Raw genomic sequence first — 15,817 nt, 5'->3', positions numbered from 1 at the left:
GTATCATTCGGGGCACGCAGCGCGTCAGGTGCGCTGCCTCGAACAAGGAAATTCATGACTGTCGCTCCCGTCACGCTGGCGGTGCTGATCGCTGCCACGCTGATCATCGCGCTACTGCCGTTCGTTCTGTTCCGCTTCCTGCGCAAGCCACTCTCGCTCGACCGCCGCGACACGATTGTCGGGGTCGCCGTCTTCACGCTGTTCGCGATGATCGTCGAACGTGCATTTCACGGCCTCGTGCTGAGCCAGACGCCCGCCGGCGGCTGGCTCACGCAGCCGCTCGCGTTCGTCGCGTACAGCGCACTCGCGACCGCCGTGTTCGAGGAGCTCGGCCGCTATCTCGGGATCCGGTTCCTGAACCGCCGCTACGGTGCGTCGGCCGGCGACGGGCGCGGTATCGGCTACGGAATCGGCCATGCCGGCGCCGAAGCCTGGTTCGTCGGCGTGCTCGTATGGGGCCAGTGGTCGTATCTGGCATGGCTCGCGAGCCGCGGCCAGCTCGAGACGCAGCTCGCGGACCTGCCGGGCGATACCGTCGTGAGGCTGCACGTGATGCTGGCGACGCTGTCGGCGCAGTCGATGCTGCTGTTGCTGCTCGAGCGTTGCTCGGCGTTCGTGGTGCAACTCGCGCTGTCGGTGCTGGTCTGGCGCGGCGTGCGCGCCGGCCGCGCGGGCGTGCTGCCGCTCGCGATCGTGCTGCATGCGCTCGCGGTCGCGCCGGCGCTGCTGTATCAGGTGCGCGTGCTGCCTGCCGGATGGCTCGAGGCCGTGTATTTCATGCTGGCCGCGATCCTGGTCGCCGTGCTGGTGAAGACGTGCCGGTCGCCGCGTGCGGCGGCCTGACGGGAGAGGCGGAATGGACGACTATCTGATCGACTGCCAGAGCGCCGAATTCGACGCGCTCTCGCGCGTGATCTGCGATCTCTTTCCGGAGCAGACGCGTTTTGTCGAAAGCAGCGACGAACGCGGGCGTTTCCTGTCCGTGCAGTGGCTCGCGATGCGTTTCGGATCCACGCCGAAACGGATGACGCTCGACATCCGCATCGTGCCGGCCGCGCTGGCGCGCTATCTGGCGCTCAGGCCGATGCAGCGCGCCCGCAGCCATGCGGTGCTGCATGCGTATGCGGAAGCGATGCTGGGCTCGCTCGAGGAGCGGCACGCAGCCGGCGAGGCCGTCGAGCGTGAAGCGGAGCTCGAGCTCGACGAAGACTTCGCCTGAATGTCGACGTGAACGCGCGCGCCGGCGCGATGCCGGCGTCTCGCGTTACGCGTTACGCGTCGCGATAGACCTGCGCGAAACGCTGCGCCTGGACGACGCCGTAGTCGCCGGGCGCATACTGCATCACCCAGTCACCGGCGACGCCGCGCAGCGTGTCGCCGTTTTCCGAGCGGGCGATCGTGAACGGTTCGTCCATCCGGCGGGCGAGCACGACGGCCGGGCGGTTGCGGTAGGCGCCCGGCGCACCGTGCGCGAGTGCGTCATCGGCGGGCAGGTACTTCGCATCGAAGCGTGCGCGCGACACGACCCAGCGGTCGCCGGTCGAGCCGGTGATCAGCGCGTCGCCCGCGACATAGCGGTTCGGGCCTTCGAGGCTCATCAGTTCGCCGTCGGCCTGCGCGAATGCGACCGTGACGGTTTCGTCCTTCACGACGCGACGGGCCTGCGGGTCGGTACGCAGATCGATGTGCTTGAGTTCGAGCATGGCAGCGGGAAGTGCGGGAAAAGGCGGGAGCTTATCCCGAATCCGGCGTGCCGTGTGGCTCGCCGGGTTCCTGCGGGATGCGCGACGCCGTTCGGCCCCGACGGGCAGCGCGACGCCGGCGCGGGGCGCGTCAGGGTTGCGCGGGCGCGCTGGCGGCCGGCGCGGCGGCTGCCTTGCCTTCCTTGCTCCCCGTCTTGCCCTTGCCTCGGTGTTCGCCGCCATGATGCAGCCAGCTGCGGAACGTCGTGTCGGCGAGTGCCTTCTGGTCGGCCGGGAAGCTGTCGTACAGCGGCGCGAATGCGTCGGCGAGTTTTTTCGCGCCATCCGCGTTCGCCTGCGCGAGCTCCGCGTACTGCTTCATGTCGTCGACGGCGGACACGTTGCGGCTTTCCATTCGCGCGCGGTAGAGGCGGCCCATCGTGTCGCCGTTTTCACGCATCGTGTCGGCGAACGTCTTCCATTGCGGCTCCTGCGCCGACGTGATCTTCAACTGGTCGTGCAGGTATTGGATGCGCTGCTCGATGCGCGCTTCGTGGCGCGCCGCGCGCTGTTCGGCGCTCGGGGCAGACGCGGGCGTCTGCGGTTGCGGCGGAGTTTGCGCGAATGCGCTGGCCGCAACGGCGAGCGTGGCGAGGGTGAGCGAGATCTTCTTCATGGTTGGCTCTCCGGGGTGGTGTCGTGCGAGCGGGCGCGGCGGCCGATGCCGCGAGCGCGCAACTCGTGTCGCCCGTTATTAGTAGCACGTTGCGTATCGTGCGGCAGCGAAAGCGACACTTGCTTACATCCGAAACGAATCGAAATTGAAAGGGACATGGCGGCTGGCCACCGTCGACGGCGTTCGATCGACACGTCGGCCGCCGCACGCGAACGAGGCGGGCGATGCGAATGCGCGGGCCCGCGACCGTGCGATGCCGATTGGGCGCACCGGCGTTCGGCGCTATCATCGCGTCACGTTCCACTTCGCCGGTGCGATGCTCGCCGGCCCAGCCTCATGCGTCCACCTCGCCTCGACCAACTCGACGACCTCGACCGGCAACTCGTCGCGCTGCTGCAAGCCGATGCGCGCGCAAGCGTCGCCGATCTCGCGCGACAGCTCGACGTCGCACGCACGACGGTCGTCGCGCGCATCGCGCGGCTCGAGCGCACCAACGTAATTGCCGGATATAGCGTGCGACTCGGGCAGGACGTGCTCGATGCAAGCATTTATGCGTACGTCGGCATCATCCTGACGCCCAAGTTCGGCAAGGACGTGTTGCGCAAGCTCGACCGGATGCCCGAGGTGCAGCTGTTGTGCGCGGTGAGCGGCGAATACGACTACGTCGCGTGGCTGCGTGCGGATTCGCCGGAGCGGCTCAACGATCTGCTCGATCAGATCGGCACGCTCGAAGGCGTCGAGCGCACGACGACGTCGATCATCCTGTCGCGCAAGATCGATCGCGGCACGATCGGCGGATGATGCGTCGCATGCGGTGTCGCCGCGGGTGTGGCGCGTGACGCCGCAGCGCGATTCGCTTCATCGCGCAGTTTTCTCTTTCTTTCCCTTTCCTTGATGTCCGCCGCCGGCGCACGCTGCGTGGTGGAGCATTGCGTCGCCGATCTGCCCGCGAGCGCGTTGCGCCGGATGCCGGGCTGGGCGCGCGCAACGATTGATTTGCCGGCGCATGTCCCGCGTTGCGTGATCGTTCCTTCCTGCCTACCCATCCAAACGCGCTCGTCGCTGTCCGTTTCCGACCCGCCATATACGCGATTTTTAGATGATCTGGTCATTGTGACGAAATGCGTCGTCATATCGTCGAATTAAACGGTCGTTTCGCATCATTCTTCGTCTTGGAACTGATTTTGAGCGTCCCTAAACTGTGTTCATGGCTCGACGCCGTACACCAACACCAAACTCATCATCAGGAGATAAGCGCATGAAAATCGCCATCGTCGGCGCAGGTCTGATCGGTCACACCATTGCTCACATGCTGCGTGAAACGGGCGACTACGAAGTGGTCGCGTTCGACCGCGACGCGGATGCGCTCGCCAAGCTGTCGCGTGAAGGCATCGCGACGCAGCGTGTCGATTCGGCCGACGCCAATGCGATCCGCGAAGCCGTGAAGGGCTTCGATGCGCTCGTCAACGCGCTGCCGTACTACCTCGCGGTCAACGTTGCCGCAGCGGCCAAGGCTGCCGGCGTCCATTACTTCGACCTGACCGAAGACGTGCGCGCGACTCACGCGATCCGCGAACTGGCGGAAGGTTCGGATCGTGCGTTCATGCCGCAGTGCGGCCTCGCGCCGGGCTTCATCGGCATCGCCGCGCACGAACTCGTGAACGGCTTCAGCGAGGTGCGCGACGTGAAGATGCGCGTGGGCGCGCTGCCCGAGTATCCGACCAACGCGCTGAAGTACAACCTGACGTGGAGTGTCGACGGTCTGATCAACGAATACTGCCAGCCGTGCGAAGCGATCCGCGACGGCCGCAAGCAGTGGGTGCAGCCGCTCGAAGGCCTCGAGCACTTCTCGCTCGACGGCACCGAATACGAAGCGTTCAACACGTCGGGCGGCCTTGGCACGCTGTGCGAGACGCTGTCGGGCAAGGTCGAGACGCTCGACTACAAGTCGGTGCGCTATCCGGGCCATCGCGAACTTGTGCAGTTCCTCCTCGAGGACCTGCGCCTGTCGAGCGATCGCGACACGCTGAAGTCGATCATGCGCCGCGCGGTGCCGTCGACGAAGCAGGACGTCGTGCTCGTGTTCGTCACGGTGACGGGCGTGAAGGATGGCCAGCTCGTGCAGGACGTGTTCACGCGCAAGATCTTCGCGAAGGACGTGTGCGGAATGCACATGAGCGCGATCCAGATCACGACGGCCGGCGCGATGTGCGCGGTGCTGGATCTGTTCCGCGAAAAGAAGCTGCCGCAGAACGGTTTCATCCCGCAGGAAAAGGTGTCGCTGAAGGCGTTCCTCGCGAACCGTTTCGGCAAGCTGTACGAAGGCGGCACGATGGAGCGCGTGCACGAAGTCGCCTGACGACGGGTCTAAGGCACGAGGGCCGTACGACGCCGGGAGCGCAACAGCGCTTCCGGCGTTGTTTTTTGCGCGCGTCGAAGCGCATGGCGGCAGGCAAGAGCAGGGAGATGCGCGCCGCTCAGGCGGGCAAGGGCGGGACGATCGTCGACTGCGGCGTGTGCGGTGCGATGCGGCGCAGCAGCGCATCGATGTCCGCGTCGGACGGCGCGGTGTTGTCGAACATCACGATGCCGTCGCACTCGCGGCCGGTCGGCACGAAGCGGCGTTGCCGGTATTCGTCCCAGTGCGCGAGCTTGTATGCGTCGTTCGGATTGCCGCGCGCGACGATCCGCTGGCGCGCGACGTCTTCCGCGGTATGAACCCACACGACCGTCAACGCGACCTCCGGCCCGATGCCGAGCCACCTGCGGTCGAGGATGCGGCGATCCCGCACTTCGCGCGACAGCGGGCCGACCACGAGCACGCCGATGCCGAGCGCGAGGTTCTCGCGGGCCGTGTCGAGCAGGCCCTGGTACTCGGGGTCCCGCAGGTGCTTCAGGTAGAGCGGGCTGTCGCGATCGTTCGGATCGGAGGTGAGGGCGCCCATCGCGGCCGAGCTGTAGCGGCCGTAGAGCGTGTCCTTGTCGAGCAGGCAGAATGCTTCGCCGGTCGCGCGCATCAGCGGCCCGATCAGCCGCTTCGCGAGCGTGGTCTTGCCGGTGCCGGCATGACCGCAGAAGAACACCAGGTGCGTCACGAATGCCGGCTCCCCGGATCCGTTCGCGATGTGGCGGCGCGCTTGTCGCCGCGCGAGAAGACTTCCGCCTCCAGCCACATCGCGTTGATGATGCCGAAGCCGAGCGCCACGCCGATGCCGAGTATCCACGAGAAATACCACATGGGTCTGTCTCCTTGACGGTTGGACCGCACGGGCGTGCCGTGCGTGTCTGTCGAAGCGATGCCGTGCGCGTGCCGCGGTGCACGCAGTCCGATCATGACCAATATCGGCGTGTCGCGCAAGCCGGGCCGCCCGCGCTTCAAACCGGTAAACTGATGCGAAAACGGCAACATGACGGACAACATGCTGATCAACTGTGCTGCATACCAGGACGGCCGCAAGCTGGCCGAAATCGATATCGACGCCATCAGCGACTACGTGTCGAAGCCCGAGTGTTTCGTGTGGGTCGCGCTGAAGGACCCGACACCGGACGAGATCGAGCTGATGGGCGAGGAATTCGGGCTGCACGAGCTCGCGCTCGAGGATGCCCGCAAGGGGCACCAGCGGCCGAAGATCGAGGAGTACGGCGATTCGCTGTTCGCGGTGCTGCATATGGTCGAGCTCGACGACGACGGCGAATTCAAGGTCGGCGAGCTGAACGTGTTCGTCGGGCCGAACTACGTGCTGTCGATCCGCAATCATACCGAGCAGGACTTCCGCGACGTGCGCAAGCGCTGCGAGCGCGAGCCGCATCTGCTGCAGGAAGGGTCGGCGTTCGTGTTCTATGCGTTGATGGATCAGGTCGTCGACCGCTATTTCCCGATCCTCGAGACGCTCGGCAACGAGCTCGAGGAACTCGAGGACCGCATCTTCACGAAGACCTCGCCCGCGTCGTCGCGCGCGATCATCGAGGATCTCTATTCGCTGAAACGCCGGCTCGTGATGCTGTACCAGCACACGGCGCCGCTGATCGAGCCGCTAGCGAAGCTCACCGGCGGACGCATCCCGCAAGTGTGCAGCGGGATGGAGCATTACTTTCGCGACGTGTACGACCATCTGCAGCGGATCGTGAAGACGATCGAAGGGCGGCGCGAGATGGTCGTGACCGCGATCCAGGTCAACCTCGGAATGATTTCGCTCGCCGAAAACGAAGTGACCAAGCGGCTCGGCTCGTTCGCCGCGCTGTTCGCGATACCGACGATGATCGCCGGCATCTACGGGATGAACTTCGCGAACATGCCCGAACTGCACCTCAAGTACGGCTTCTACGGCTGCATCGGGGTGATGGTCGTCGCCGATCTCGCTTTGTGGTGGCGCTTCAAGCGGGCGGGGTGGCTGTAGTCGCGAGCGCCATTAGCGCGGCGCGTGCTTGCCGACCACGACGCGCCACGGGCGCACACACCAGGATTTGACGAGGCCGTGCTGCACGTACGGATCGGCGCGGGCGAACGATTCGGCGGCTTCCGGCGAGTCTCCTTCGAAGACAAGCACGGCGCGGTCGGCTGGATCCTGCAGGGCGCCGGCGAGCATGAGCTCGCCGCGCTCGGTTGCGGCCTGTGCGAGCGCGAGGTGTTCGGCGCGGTACTGCTCGCGCCGGGACAGATAATCGTCGACGAGTTCGTAGATCAACTGGTAATGCATGGTCGCTCCCGGAGTCGGCCGCCGCAGGATCGCGGGCGGTTGGCTCAGTATAGGGCGCGGTGCGACCTTTGTCGGGGCGGTATGCGATGGCTTTGTCGGCGCTTGGCCCGCGGATTCCGGGCGGCCAATGTCGATGATTTTTGAATCATCACGCACCTCCCTAAAATGCAACTAACGGTCTGGCGTGAATCCGCCGTCGCATGGGTTTGCAGCCGTCGGTCCCGAGTGGTTGCCGCTCTTTTTGTCTTCAGGAAAGGCCCGGGGGACCAGCATGCCTCGTGCATATTCCAGGTCCCGGTTTCGCATGCCGGCGAGGGCGTCCGCATCGATCGGAAAAGGGGCGCAAGCCAGCGGCGGCCATCCGTGCGGGCACCGTGCTCTGGCATTTCCATTGGCCGCAATGCGACCTATGCTGAACGAATCCGGAGTGAGCTTCGGTCATCCGATTCGTCCAGACGAGGTGTGCCATGCCAGTATCAGCCACCCTGCAGGATTGCCTGCGCCAGAAGTCATCGCGGTACGAAGTCGTGTACCACCCGTATAGCCATACCAGCATGGAGACGGCCGCCGCCGCGCACATTCCCGGCGACCGCCTCGCGAAAACAGTGTTGCTCGAGGACGACGAAGGCTACGTCGCCGCCGTGCTGCCGACATCGCACGCGGTGCGCCTGTCGGACCTCTGGGTCAAGACCGGCCGCCATCTCGTGCTCGCCAAGGAGATGGAACTGCGCGAACTGTTCAAGGATTGCGACCTCGGTGCATTGCCGCCGGTGTGCATGGCGTACGGGATGAAGACGTTCCTCGAGGAACATCTCGCGCAGCAGCCGGAAGTGTATTTCGAGGCCGGCGATCATGAAGCGCTGATCCACATGACGCAGGACGAATTCCTGTCGCTGATGGAGACGGCCGAGCGCGCGCATTTCTCGCACAAGATGCAGGGGATGTGGTTGTCTTGAGCGTTAGTGTCGGTTTGCTTGCGGCGGTTGGAGACGGAGTCTTGCGGGCGGGCCGTCGGGGAAATTGCGTGTCGTCGGTTTTGCCCGTGGGTGCGGGATCACGCTGGCGTCGGGCTGCGAGCGGCCGTGAGGCGGGATTTTGGTGGCGTCGGTTCAGGATTTCAGTGGAGTGTTTGGGTGAATTTCATATTTGACATAATCATAATTAGCGCAGATTTTGACTGTAGCAGCTAAGTTCAAATGTCCGCTTTTGGCTAAGTTCAGATGTCCGTTTTTCGACCCGTCGTAAGCTGACCGACCGCTGGCAATCCAGCGCCGGAGGCTGCGATGGCTGCAACGGAACGGATCACGATGACGATGCGCGAACTGGACCGATTCAAGGTCATACAGGACGTGGCGGACGGCAAGCTCAAGCCGTGGCGCGCGGCGGAACGGCTGGAACTGACGAGCCGGCAGGTTCGCCGACTGGTCGCCAGATTGCGGGAACACGGACCTCAAGGTCTTGTGTCGGGACGGTATGCGAAGCCCAGCAACAACCGGCTGGATCCAGGAGTCGCTGACCGGGCGCTGTCGATCATCCGTGATCGCTACGCCGATTTCGGGCCGACACTGGCCTGCGAGAAGCTCTGGGAGTGTCACGGCATTCGGCTGGCCAAGGAGACGGTCAGGAAACTGATGACGGAGGCTGGGTTATGGATTCCGCGTCGGCAACGACCGCCGAAGGTCTATCAGCCGCGTGCGCGCCGGGCGTGTCTGGGCGAACTGATCCAGATCGACGGCAGCGATCATCGATGGTTCGAGGAACGGGCGCCGGCCTGCACGCTGCTGGTCTACGTGGACGACGCGACGAGCCGGCTGATGATGCTGCACTTCACGCAGACCGAATCGACCTTCAGCTACTTCGAGGCAACACGGGCATACATCGAACGGCACGGCAAACTGGGGCGTTCTACAGCGACAAGGCCAGCGTATTCCGCAACGTGAAGCCAGGAAAAACCGGTAACCGTGTGACGCCGTTCGGCCGCGCGATGTACGAGCTGAACATCGACACGTTCTGCGCGAACAGCAGCTCGGCCAAGGGCCGCGTCGAGCGCGCGCATCTGACGTTGCAGGATCGGCTGGTCAAGGAGATGCGATTGCGTGGGATCAACACGGTGGCCGACGCCAACGCTTACGCGCCCTCCTTCATGGCCGCCTACAACACACGCTTCGCGAAGCCGCCGAAGAGCGACTTCAATGCACACCGGCCGCTGCGGCCCGACGAAAGTCTGGACATGGCGCTGACGTGGCGCGAGCCGCGGAAAGTGACGAAGTCGCTGACGGTACAGTACGACCGGGTGATGTACCTGCTGGACGACACGCCGGAGAACAGGAAGTTGATCGACCGGCAGATCGAGGTGTGGGAGTACCCGGATGGACGGATCGAACTCCGTGCTGACGATCGCGTGCTGCGCTGCCGGCAGTACGATCGTTTGGCTGAAATCGATCAGGGTGCCGTCGTCGAGCACAAGCGTTTGAGCCATGTGTTGCAGGTCGCGCAAGCGCTTCAGGCGCAACGCGATAACCGCCGAATCGGTAAAGCGCCGTCTCGAACGCATCGTGGCGACTCGACGCGGACCAACCGAAACGAGGCCGAGCCGGGTAAGAAGAAGCAACGCAAGATCACACAGGCCGACGTCGAGCATGTGATCGTCGATCTGGCGCAACGTCGTCAAACCGCCAAGTCAGCGGACAAACCTGGCCGTCGGTCTGCAAAAGCTGAGGAAGCGAGCGTAAGCGCCCTGCCCGTTCAGGCGCCGACCTTCGACACTGCGTAACGGTTAAAGCGAAGAAAGAGGCGCTGCAAAACCAACCTTAAAACCGGACATTTTTAAATGGCTGGAAGGTGGACATCGTGTGACGCACTCCGGCCACGCGGCGAGTCGGGCGAGCACACGTTACGTTGCAGGAGCGCTCGGTCAAGGAGAAGCGATTGAGCGAGTTGGTCACGGGCACCGACGCCAACACTTTCGCATTCCCCCGCAATTTACAAGGACAGGGTGGTTGCCTGCTGAAAACTTTCGGTGCGCGAGAAATATAGGATTCCCGCTTTTTTGGAAACACTAAAAAAGCCCTATCACCCAATATATGGGATTTTCACCCCTTATTCCGGTGGAGTTTTAGGAAATAATTGTTAAATTTAACAGTTTCACACCAGAGTCCATGTTGCAGCATAAAAATATTCTTTCATGTTTGTGATTATTTTCTTTCTGAAGTATAAATAATCTCAATATTGTGAAAGGAATATAGAATGGATTTCCATTTGGACATTTGTTACCCTCGGTCGGCCTGCAAAACAAGCATCACGACTTGATGCGGGTTGAATGCAGTGGATCAGCCGCAGACGTGCGCGAATTTTCCCGGGGCTGCATTTTCACCGAACTGTTTTGGCGGGCGTTCGGTTAATAAACTCTACTAAATGGAGATTTTCAATCATGAGACTCCTGAATGACAACGAACTTGCAATCCCGAGTGGTGGCGTGTCTGCCGGTGATGTCGGCAACGCAGTTGGTGCTGCTGTCGGTGGGCTCGTCGGCGGCGAAGTCGGTGGTCCGGTTGGCGCAGCGGTCGGTAGCGCGGTGGGCGCCATTGCCGGGGAGGCAGTCGGTGAAGCTATCGGCGATGCTGTCAGTGGCGACACCAACGATAGCTCGGGCGATGACGGTTCCAGCGACGGTGGGGACGGAGGTGACGGTGGCGATGGTGGTGGAGATGGCGGCGGCGATTAACCGCTAGAAATCGGGCCGCGGGCTGGCGTTCGCCAAGACCCGCGGTACTAATTTGTCGAACGAAGCCGACTCGAGAGTTGGCCTCGATTGCCGTGCTGCTACGGGTGGATTGCGCATGCCGACTTCCCGCCGTGATTTCGTGAGACTGGTGATTCCCGTGATGATCAATGCTATTGCTCCCAGTGTCGACGCTGCATTGCAAGACGATCCGTCAATGTCGAAGTCATCTTCATCAAATAATGGGATCGTCTGGAAAGCTGTCTCGGAAACAGGGATCGCGGTCAACCTCATTCCAACAATTCACGTTCTTCCTCGTTACGAGCGACTTCCACCTCGTATTGTCGAAAAAATCGCCACCTCGTCGAAAGTATTTATCGAAGCTGATCCTAACGACGCAGTCGATCGGGCGAACGCCATAAGTCACTGCCGTTATCCCGATGACGACGACGTATTCAACCATCTGACTGCGCAGACCGCCGCGCTGCTTGTCGTACGAGCCAACACGGTCGAGGTTCCGGTGGAGAAACTCAAAAAATTGAAGCCCTGGGCCATATCGATCCTGCTTCAGGACATCGAGAAGCGAAATGCGGAGCTCGGCAAACTGACAAGCGTTGAAGCAAAAATCGTGACAGAAGCGCGCCGCGACCACGTTCCGGTCGAAAGCTTTGAAAGCATCGAGCAGCAGTTTGTGATGTTCGATTCGTTTCCCGAGGAAACTCAAGACGCAATGCTACGCGGCTATCTTGAGCAGAATGCAACCGCGACTCAAACCAATACCGCATTGACACGCATCGCGCGAGCGTGGATGGCGGGAGACGTCGAGCGTCTTGGTCGCGAGATTGCCACGCTCGACCCCTACCCTCCCCAAGTCGACAAGATTGTCAACGAAAAGATGTTGAATCAGAGAAACCGCCGATTCGCCGACCGGATTCTGGCAGAAGCGCGATCGCCTGCAGCAGCTCCATTTGTGGTCGCGGTTGGATTCAATCACTTCAATGGGCCCAGTGGTCTGCTGGCCCTCCTTTTGGCTAGAGGATTCGTCATCGACGCCGCCTGAGACTAGCTCAACCGGAAAAATTTCGAACATGGACAAACACTCGATTCTCTCTGCCCTCGTCATCGGTGTGCTGGCGTATCTCATTACGTCTGGCGTACGGCATCTATCCGAAAGCGGCCGACTTGGGCAGTCGAAGTGGGCGAGGCATACGTTGATCGTGGTGCTCATATTCATTACCGCGCTCATTGTCAAAGCGCTGATTGGTTAGTCGCATCCCTCGTCCATTTATGAATCTCCTCGGGATATTTGGCAATCTTCAAGTGGGGTTGCGCAAGAAGGTTCCGGTCGTTCTACAAAATGAGGCGGCGGAGTGTGGACTTGCATGCGTCTGCATGGTCGCGTCGTTTCATGGTCACGAAATCGATTTGCGCCAATTGCGTCAGCGCTTTTCCGTGTCCCTCAAAGGCACGACGCTCGCCAACCTCGTCGAGATCGGCAGCCATCTGAAGCTGACGGCGCGCCCTCTTTCGCTCGAACTGAATGAAGTGCGTCATTTGCAGTTGCCCTGTGTCCTGCACTGGAGTTTCAATCACTTCGTCGTGTTGGAGCGAGTCCGGGCGTCGAGTGTGGAAATCGTCGATCCGGCGCTGGGACGCAGCACCATTGAATGGAAGGAACTATCCAGGCACTTCACGGGCGTCGCGCTTGAACTAACGCCTAACCCGGAATTCAAACGCGCGAAACGCAAGGAAAAGCTCCGGGTTCGAGAGTTGACTGGGCGCATCGTCGGGCTCAAACGATCGCTTTCTCAGATCTTCTTGCTAGCCATCGCAATCGAAATCTGCACGATCGTGACGCCTTTCTTCGTTCAATGGGTGACCGATGAGGCGCTCGTTACCGGCGACGAGCAACTGGTGTTAACGCTTGCCATCGGATTCGGCATCGTGTGGGCGTCGCAGACTGCCATCGAAGCGTTCCGGGCTTGGATTGTCGCGCACATGGGAGCATCGCTCAACGTGCAATGGCTTGCCAACGTTGGCAGCCGACTGTTTCATCTACCGAGCAGTTTCTTCGGAAAACGCCACCTCGGCGATATTGTGACCCGCGTTAATACGATCAACGTCATCCAGAACACAATCAGCACGAGCGTCGTGGAGGCAGTGCTCGACGGAGCGATGTCGATCGGCACGCTCGTGATGATGATCGTGTACGACGCGAAGCTCGCCCTGATCAGTGTCGGCGCGTTGACGATCTATATCGGTTTGCGGATTTCTTTGTATGGTGCACTGAGATCTGCGAACGAGAGCCAGTTCGTGTTCGACGCAAAGCAACAGACATATCTGCTTGAAAGCGTCCGTGGCATTCAAAGCATCAAACTGTTCGGGAAGGAACATTCCCGGATCGCCGGCTGGCTCAACCAGATTGTCCGGCAAAAGAACGCGTGGCTGCGTACGCAGCGGTTGCTTGTCTTCTTTCATGGCGCGAACAGCTTTATCTTTCGTGCCGAAAACCTGATCGTCGTCGTGATGGGCGCCAACGCCGTGATTGAAAAAACGTTTTCGATCGGCATGTTGCTTGCCTACCTTTCGTACCGCGAGCAGTTTTCCAAGCGTGTGACGAGTCTCGTCGACAAGGCATACGAGTTTCGCATGCTCGATGTTCAGCTGAACCGTCTGGCCGACATTATGTACGAGAAGGAAGAAGTGCGGACCACCGGCGTCGAGGTGACTCGTTTCCCTGCCGCGAGGATCGTGCTGAAGGACATCTCCTTTCGTTATGCCGAAGAGGAAGAAGAAGTCGTCAAAAGATTCAGTATGACCGTCGATCCCGGCGAGCACGTGGCAATTGTCGGCGCCAGCGGCAGCGGAAAAACGACGATTCTCAAAATCATCGCTGGTCTGCTTCGTCCGACCTCGGGTGCGGTTCATATAAACGACGCTCCAATCGAGGCGCTTGGAACGACGACGCACCGTCGACTTATCGGAACGGTCATGCAAGAAGACCAGCTGTTTGCCGGTACTCTGGCGGAAAATATTTGTTTCTTCGACGAGATGCCGGATCACGCGCGCATCCGCGAGTCCGCACGAATCGCCGCGATCGAAGACGACATCAACCGCATGCCGATGGGTTTCAACTCGATGGTGGGCGACATGGGTTCAATCCTATCAGGTGGCCAGAAACAGCGTGTACTGCTCGCGCGGGCGCTTTATCGACAACCTTCGGTCTTGCTGCTGGACGAAGCGACTAGTCACCTCGATGTGGAAAACGAGAAGCGCGTGAACGACGCGATCAAAAAACTTCCGCTGACAAGAATCGTTGTTGCACACAGGCCGGAAACAATTGCGAGTGCCGACCGGATCATCGACGTAACCGCTACATAACCGATGGAGTTTGCAAGGCGGTGGTCCATCGTGAGATTAAAAGCAGCAATAAACGGGGAAAGTCAATTGGAGCACATTGCAAAAGAGATAAATGTCTTTGATGACCTGGTGCCGGCTCATTTGCGTCAAAGCCTTAGTGAGCTGGTTCGTGGCCCGATTTGGCAATACGGCTGGCGGTCGAATACCCGCCGGGACCGGTTTTGCTTTTGGCATGCAAGTTTTGCCGGCGGCGGCATCGAGAGCCGAGCAAACTGCGAGATGGAACTGTCCAAAAATGCGGCAGCGGTTCCGGTCTACGAATTGTGGAAGCTACTGTCCAGTGGTCCGTTGAAGGGACACGAGCCGCTTCGGGTATATGCGAACAGCCATACTTATGGTGTCGAAGGCTACGTGCATACGGACAATGACGACACTGAGAACTACTTTTCGACGATTTACTACGCACATCAGACGTGGCACAAGAATTGGTCCGGTGAGACGCTGTTCTTTACGCGCGATGGGCAGGACATCGTGAAGGCAGTCTACCCCAGCCCAGGACGGATCGTCTCTTTCCCGGGTTCCCTTCCGCACGCGGCCCACGCGCCAAGCCGTGAGTGCGCGGAATTGCGCGTCTCGATCGTTTTCAAGAGCCAAAAGGCCCCAGTATGACCAGGCGATCGCATGAAGAGCAAGTGGCATTTCTCATCGAAGCCGGCGCCGGTCAGGTGTCCCACTCGGGGCGTACCTTCCTTGATCACCTGATCGGGGTCGAAAATTTGCTGAAGCGTTGGGGATGCGATGGAGACGTTCAAGCTGCCGGATTGTTTCACAGCGTATATGGAACGAATCGGTTCAAGAAGACACTGGTCGGCCTGCACGCTCGCCCGCTTGTCTCGCAAGTGATTGGAAGCGAAGCAGAGGAACTGGCGTTTCTGTTCTGCTCGTCGGAGCGACCTCAGGCGTGGCTTGATGCCTGCTCGACCGGAAAACTGATCGACCGGCGCTCCGGCAAGGCGCGGGCCGTGCCGAAAGCGATGCTCGGTTCTCTAATCGAGATGGAATGTGCAAACCTGATCGAACAGGGTAGCGGAAAGAAATTCCTGCAAAGTGTTCTAGCGATGGCTAAAAGAACGGGGCTCGCGCTGCGCGCATCAATTATCGACGAAATCTTGATGCAATCGACGACCCGAGAAAATCACGAGAAGGTCACTCGCCTGGCAATAGGTTCTGCACGGCCGGCCGAGTACTCAGCAATCGTTACGCTTGCACGTCAATTGCAGGTCGACAGTCGCTACGTTTCTCTTCGTTTCGACGAGCCGGCGGCGAAGCGATTCATTGCGTCGGCGGCCAGCGATCCAAATCAATGCGTTTTCGTCGCTCGCTTCGACGGTGAACCTCAGGGATTTCTGCTCGGCGGGCTTCACGAGCTTTCGTGGACCAATGCGAAGGTTGCGGTATGTGAGCATTTGTATGTCGCTCCAAGGCAACGAGGATTGACCGGGCTACGCTTGCTGCATGAATTCAAACGCTGGGCGCGAACGGCGGGCGCAGTTGAGCTCCGTGTGCTCGATACATTTGGCGATAACGCTGCGCGCTCGCGCGCCTACTTCGAACGGCTCGGCCTGGATAATACCGGCGGGAGTTTTGTGTTGTGGCTATAAATGTCGATACGGATATTTCG

The 15,817-nt window shown here is 60.8% G+C and carries 16 protein-coding genes and 1 pseudogene; 12 read left to right on the top strand and 5 right to left on the bottom strand.

The window, feature by feature from the left end; all coding sequences use genetic code 11:
• Positions 1-54: 54 nt before the first annotated feature.
• Together HW466_RS09590 and HW466_RS09585 are read left to right on the top strand one after the other, a co-directional pair.
• Positions 55-843: a YhfC family intramembrane metalloprotease gene (locus tag HW466_RS09590; protein WP_151006923.1), complete on the top strand. Its 789-nt coding sequence runs from the start codon at positions 55-57 to the stop codon at positions 841-843.
• Positions 844-856: 13 nt separating this feature from the next.
• A complete protein-coding gene (locus HW466_RS09585) occupies positions 857-1,219 on the top strand; it encodes a DUF3022 domain-containing protein (protein WP_151006924.1) in 363 nt (120 codons plus the stop codon).
• Between the two features lie 52 nt (positions 1,220-1,271).
• On the opposite strand, the gene HW466_RS09580 is transcribed toward HW466_RS09585, so the two are convergent.
• Together HW466_RS09580 and HW466_RS09575 are read right to left on the bottom strand one after the other, a co-directional pair.
• A complete protein-coding gene (locus HW466_RS09580; RefSeq protein ID WP_063549492.1) occupies positions 1,272-1,703 on the bottom strand; it encodes a PGDYG domain-containing protein in 432 nt (143 codons plus the stop codon).
• 130 nt (positions 1,704-1,833) lie between these two features.
• The gene (locus HW466_RS09575; protein WP_059502112.1) at positions 1,834-2,358 is read right to left on the bottom strand and encodes a Spy/CpxP family protein refolding chaperone; all 525 of its coding nucleotides are present in this window, start codon (positions 2,356-2,358) and stop codon (positions 1,834-1,836) included.
• A gap of 336 nt (positions 2,359-2,694) precedes the next feature.
• Here HW466_RS09575 and HW466_RS09570 point away from each other — a divergent pair, with 336 nt between their 5' ends.
• Positions 2,695-3,159 carry an Lrp/AsnC family transcriptional regulator gene (locus HW466_RS09570; RefSeq protein WP_006481526.1) on the top strand — a complete coding sequence of 155 codons (465 nt, stop codon included), beginning with the start codon at positions 2,695-2,697 and terminating at the stop codon, positions 3,157-3,159.
• Between the two features lie 457 nt (positions 3,160-3,616).
• Positions 3,617-4,717, top strand: a complete 1,101-nt coding sequence (locus HW466_RS09565) for a saccharopine dehydrogenase family protein (protein WP_059451390.1) — start codon at positions 3,617-3,619, stop codon at positions 4,715-4,717.
• Positions 4,718-4,835: 118 nt separating this feature from the next.
• Here HW466_RS09565 and HW466_RS09560 read toward each other — a convergent pair whose 3' ends face one another.
• A complete protein-coding gene (locus HW466_RS09560) occupies positions 4,836-5,453 on the bottom strand; it encodes a P-loop nucleotide/nucleoside kinase family protein (RefSeq protein ID WP_151003847.1) in 618 nt (205 codons plus the stop codon).
• A complete protein-coding gene (cydX, locus tag HW466_RS09555; protein WP_081053246.1) occupies positions 5,450-5,596 on the bottom strand; it encodes a cytochrome bd-I oxidase subunit CydX in 147 nt (48 codons plus the stop codon). Before cydX ends, HW466_RS09560 begins: the two co-directional genes overlap by 4 nt.
• A gap of 181 nt (positions 5,597-5,777) precedes the next feature.
• On the opposite strand from cydX, the gene corA reads away from it, so the two are divergent.
• Positions 5,778-6,755, top strand: a complete 978-nt coding sequence (gene corA / locus HW466_RS09550) for a magnesium/cobalt transporter CorA (protein ID WP_060260805.1) — start codon at positions 5,778-5,780, stop codon at positions 6,753-6,755.
• A gap of 12 nt (positions 6,756-6,767) precedes the next feature.
• Here corA and HW466_RS09545 read toward each other — a convergent pair whose 3' ends face one another.
• Positions 6,768-7,055 (bottom strand): YciI-like protein, encoded by a 288-nt coding sequence (locus HW466_RS09545; protein ID WP_059451388.1) that lies wholly within the window; start codon positions 7,053-7,055, stop codon positions 6,768-6,770.
• A 467-nt stretch (positions 7,056-7,522) separates the two neighbouring features.
• Between HW466_RS09545 and HW466_RS09540 the strand changes: the two genes are divergently transcribed.
• From HW466_RS09540 to HW466_RS09510, 7 genes and pseudogenes are all read left to right on the top strand, one after another.
• Positions 7,523-8,011: an aminoacyl-tRNA deacylase gene (locus tag HW466_RS09540; protein WP_059771298.1), complete on the top strand. Its 489-nt coding sequence runs from the start codon at positions 7,523-7,525 to the stop codon at positions 8,009-8,011.
• A 327-nt stretch (positions 8,012-8,338) separates the two neighbouring features.
• Positions 8,339-9,828 (top strand): annotated as a pseudogene (locus HW466_RS09535) (ISNCY family transposase).
• A gap of 657 nt (positions 9,829-10,485) precedes the next feature.
• A complete protein-coding gene (locus HW466_RS09530) occupies positions 10,486-10,779 on the top strand; it encodes a glycine zipper domain-containing protein (RefSeq protein WP_151003849.1) in 294 nt (97 codons plus the stop codon).
• A gap of 115 nt (positions 10,780-10,894) precedes the next feature.
• Positions 10,895-11,836 carry a TraB/GumN family protein gene (locus tag HW466_RS09525; protein ID WP_151003851.1) on the top strand — a complete coding sequence of 314 codons (942 nt, stop codon included), beginning with the start codon at positions 10,895-10,897 and terminating at the stop codon, positions 11,834-11,836.
• A gap of 227 nt (positions 11,837-12,063) precedes the next feature.
• Positions 12,064-14,157, top strand: coding sequence for a peptidase domain-containing ABC transporter (locus HW466_RS09520; RefSeq protein WP_151003853.1), 2,094 nt, complete (start codon positions 12,064-12,066; stop codon positions 14,155-14,157).
• Positions 14,158-14,223: 66 nt separating this feature from the next.
• Positions 14,224-14,805, top strand: coding sequence for a 2OG-Fe(II) oxygenase (locus HW466_RS09515; RefSeq protein ID WP_170296634.1), 582 nt, complete (start codon positions 14,224-14,226; stop codon positions 14,803-14,805).
• Between the two features lie 23 nt (positions 14,806-14,828).
• The gene (locus tag HW466_RS09510) at positions 14,829-15,797 is read left to right on the top strand and encodes a GNAT family N-acetyltransferase (protein WP_170296635.1); all 969 of its coding nucleotides are present in this window, start codon (positions 14,829-14,831) and stop codon (positions 15,795-15,797) included.
• The last annotated feature ends 20 nt before the right edge of the window (positions 15,798-15,817 follow it).

It is taken from the genome of Burkholderia territorii (genome assembly GCF_902833055.1).
Lineage (GTDB): Bacteria > Pseudomonadota > Gammaproteobacteria > Burkholderiales > Burkholderiaceae > Burkholderia > Burkholderia territorii.
Note: the sequence above shows the minus strand (reverse complement) of the source record. Positions and strands in the feature narration are given on the sequence as shown.

What these genes read in the sequence shown, in the direction of transcription:
- HW466_RS09590 (WP_151006923.1), top strand. Translation starts at nt 55, where the DNA reads ATGACTGTCGCTCCCGTCACGCTGGCGGTGCTGATCGCTGCCACGCTG.
- HW466_RS09585 (WP_151006924.1), top strand. Translation starts at nt 857, where the DNA reads ATGGACGACTATCTGATCGACTGCCAGAGCGCCGAATTCGACGCGCTC.
- HW466_RS09580 (WP_063549492.1), bottom strand. Translation starts at nt 1,703, where the DNA reads ATGCTCGAACTCAAGCACATCGATCTGCGTACCGACCCGCAGGCCCGT.
- HW466_RS09575 (WP_059502112.1), bottom strand. Translation starts at nt 2,358, where the DNA reads ATGAAGAAGATCTCGCTCACCCTCGCCACGCTCGCCGTTGCGGCCAGC.
- HW466_RS09570 (WP_006481526.1), top strand. Translation starts at nt 2,695, where the DNA reads ATGCGTCCACCTCGCCTCGACCAACTCGACGACCTCGACCGGCAACTC.
- HW466_RS09565 (WP_059451390.1), top strand. Translation starts at nt 3,617, where the DNA reads ATGAAAATCGCCATCGTCGGCGCAGGTCTGATCGGTCACACCATTGCT.
- cydX (WP_081053246.1), bottom strand. Translation starts at nt 5,596, where the DNA reads ATGTGGTATTTCTCGTGGATACTCGGCATCGGCGTGGCGCTCGGCTTC.
- corA (WP_060260805.1), top strand. Translation starts at nt 5,778, where the DNA reads ATGCTGATCAACTGTGCTGCATACCAGGACGGCCGCAAGCTGGCCGAA.
- HW466_RS09545 (WP_059451388.1), bottom strand. Translation starts at nt 7,055, where the DNA reads ATGCATTACCAGTTGATCTACGAACTCGTCGACGATTATCTGTCCCGG.
- HW466_RS09540 (WP_059771298.1), top strand. Translation starts at nt 7,523, where the DNA reads ATGCCAGTATCAGCCACCCTGCAGGATTGCCTGCGCCAGAAGTCATCG.
- HW466_RS09530 (WP_151003849.1), top strand. Translation starts at nt 10,486, where the DNA reads ATGAGACTCCTGAATGACAACGAACTTGCAATCCCGAGTGGTGGCGTG.
- HW466_RS09525 (WP_151003851.1), top strand. Translation starts at nt 10,895, where the DNA reads ATGCCGACTTCCCGCCGTGATTTCGTGAGACTGGTGATTCCCGTGATG.
- HW466_RS09520 (WP_151003853.1), top strand. Translation starts at nt 12,064, where the DNA reads ATGAATCTCCTCGGGATATTTGGCAATCTTCAAGTGGGGTTGCGCAAG.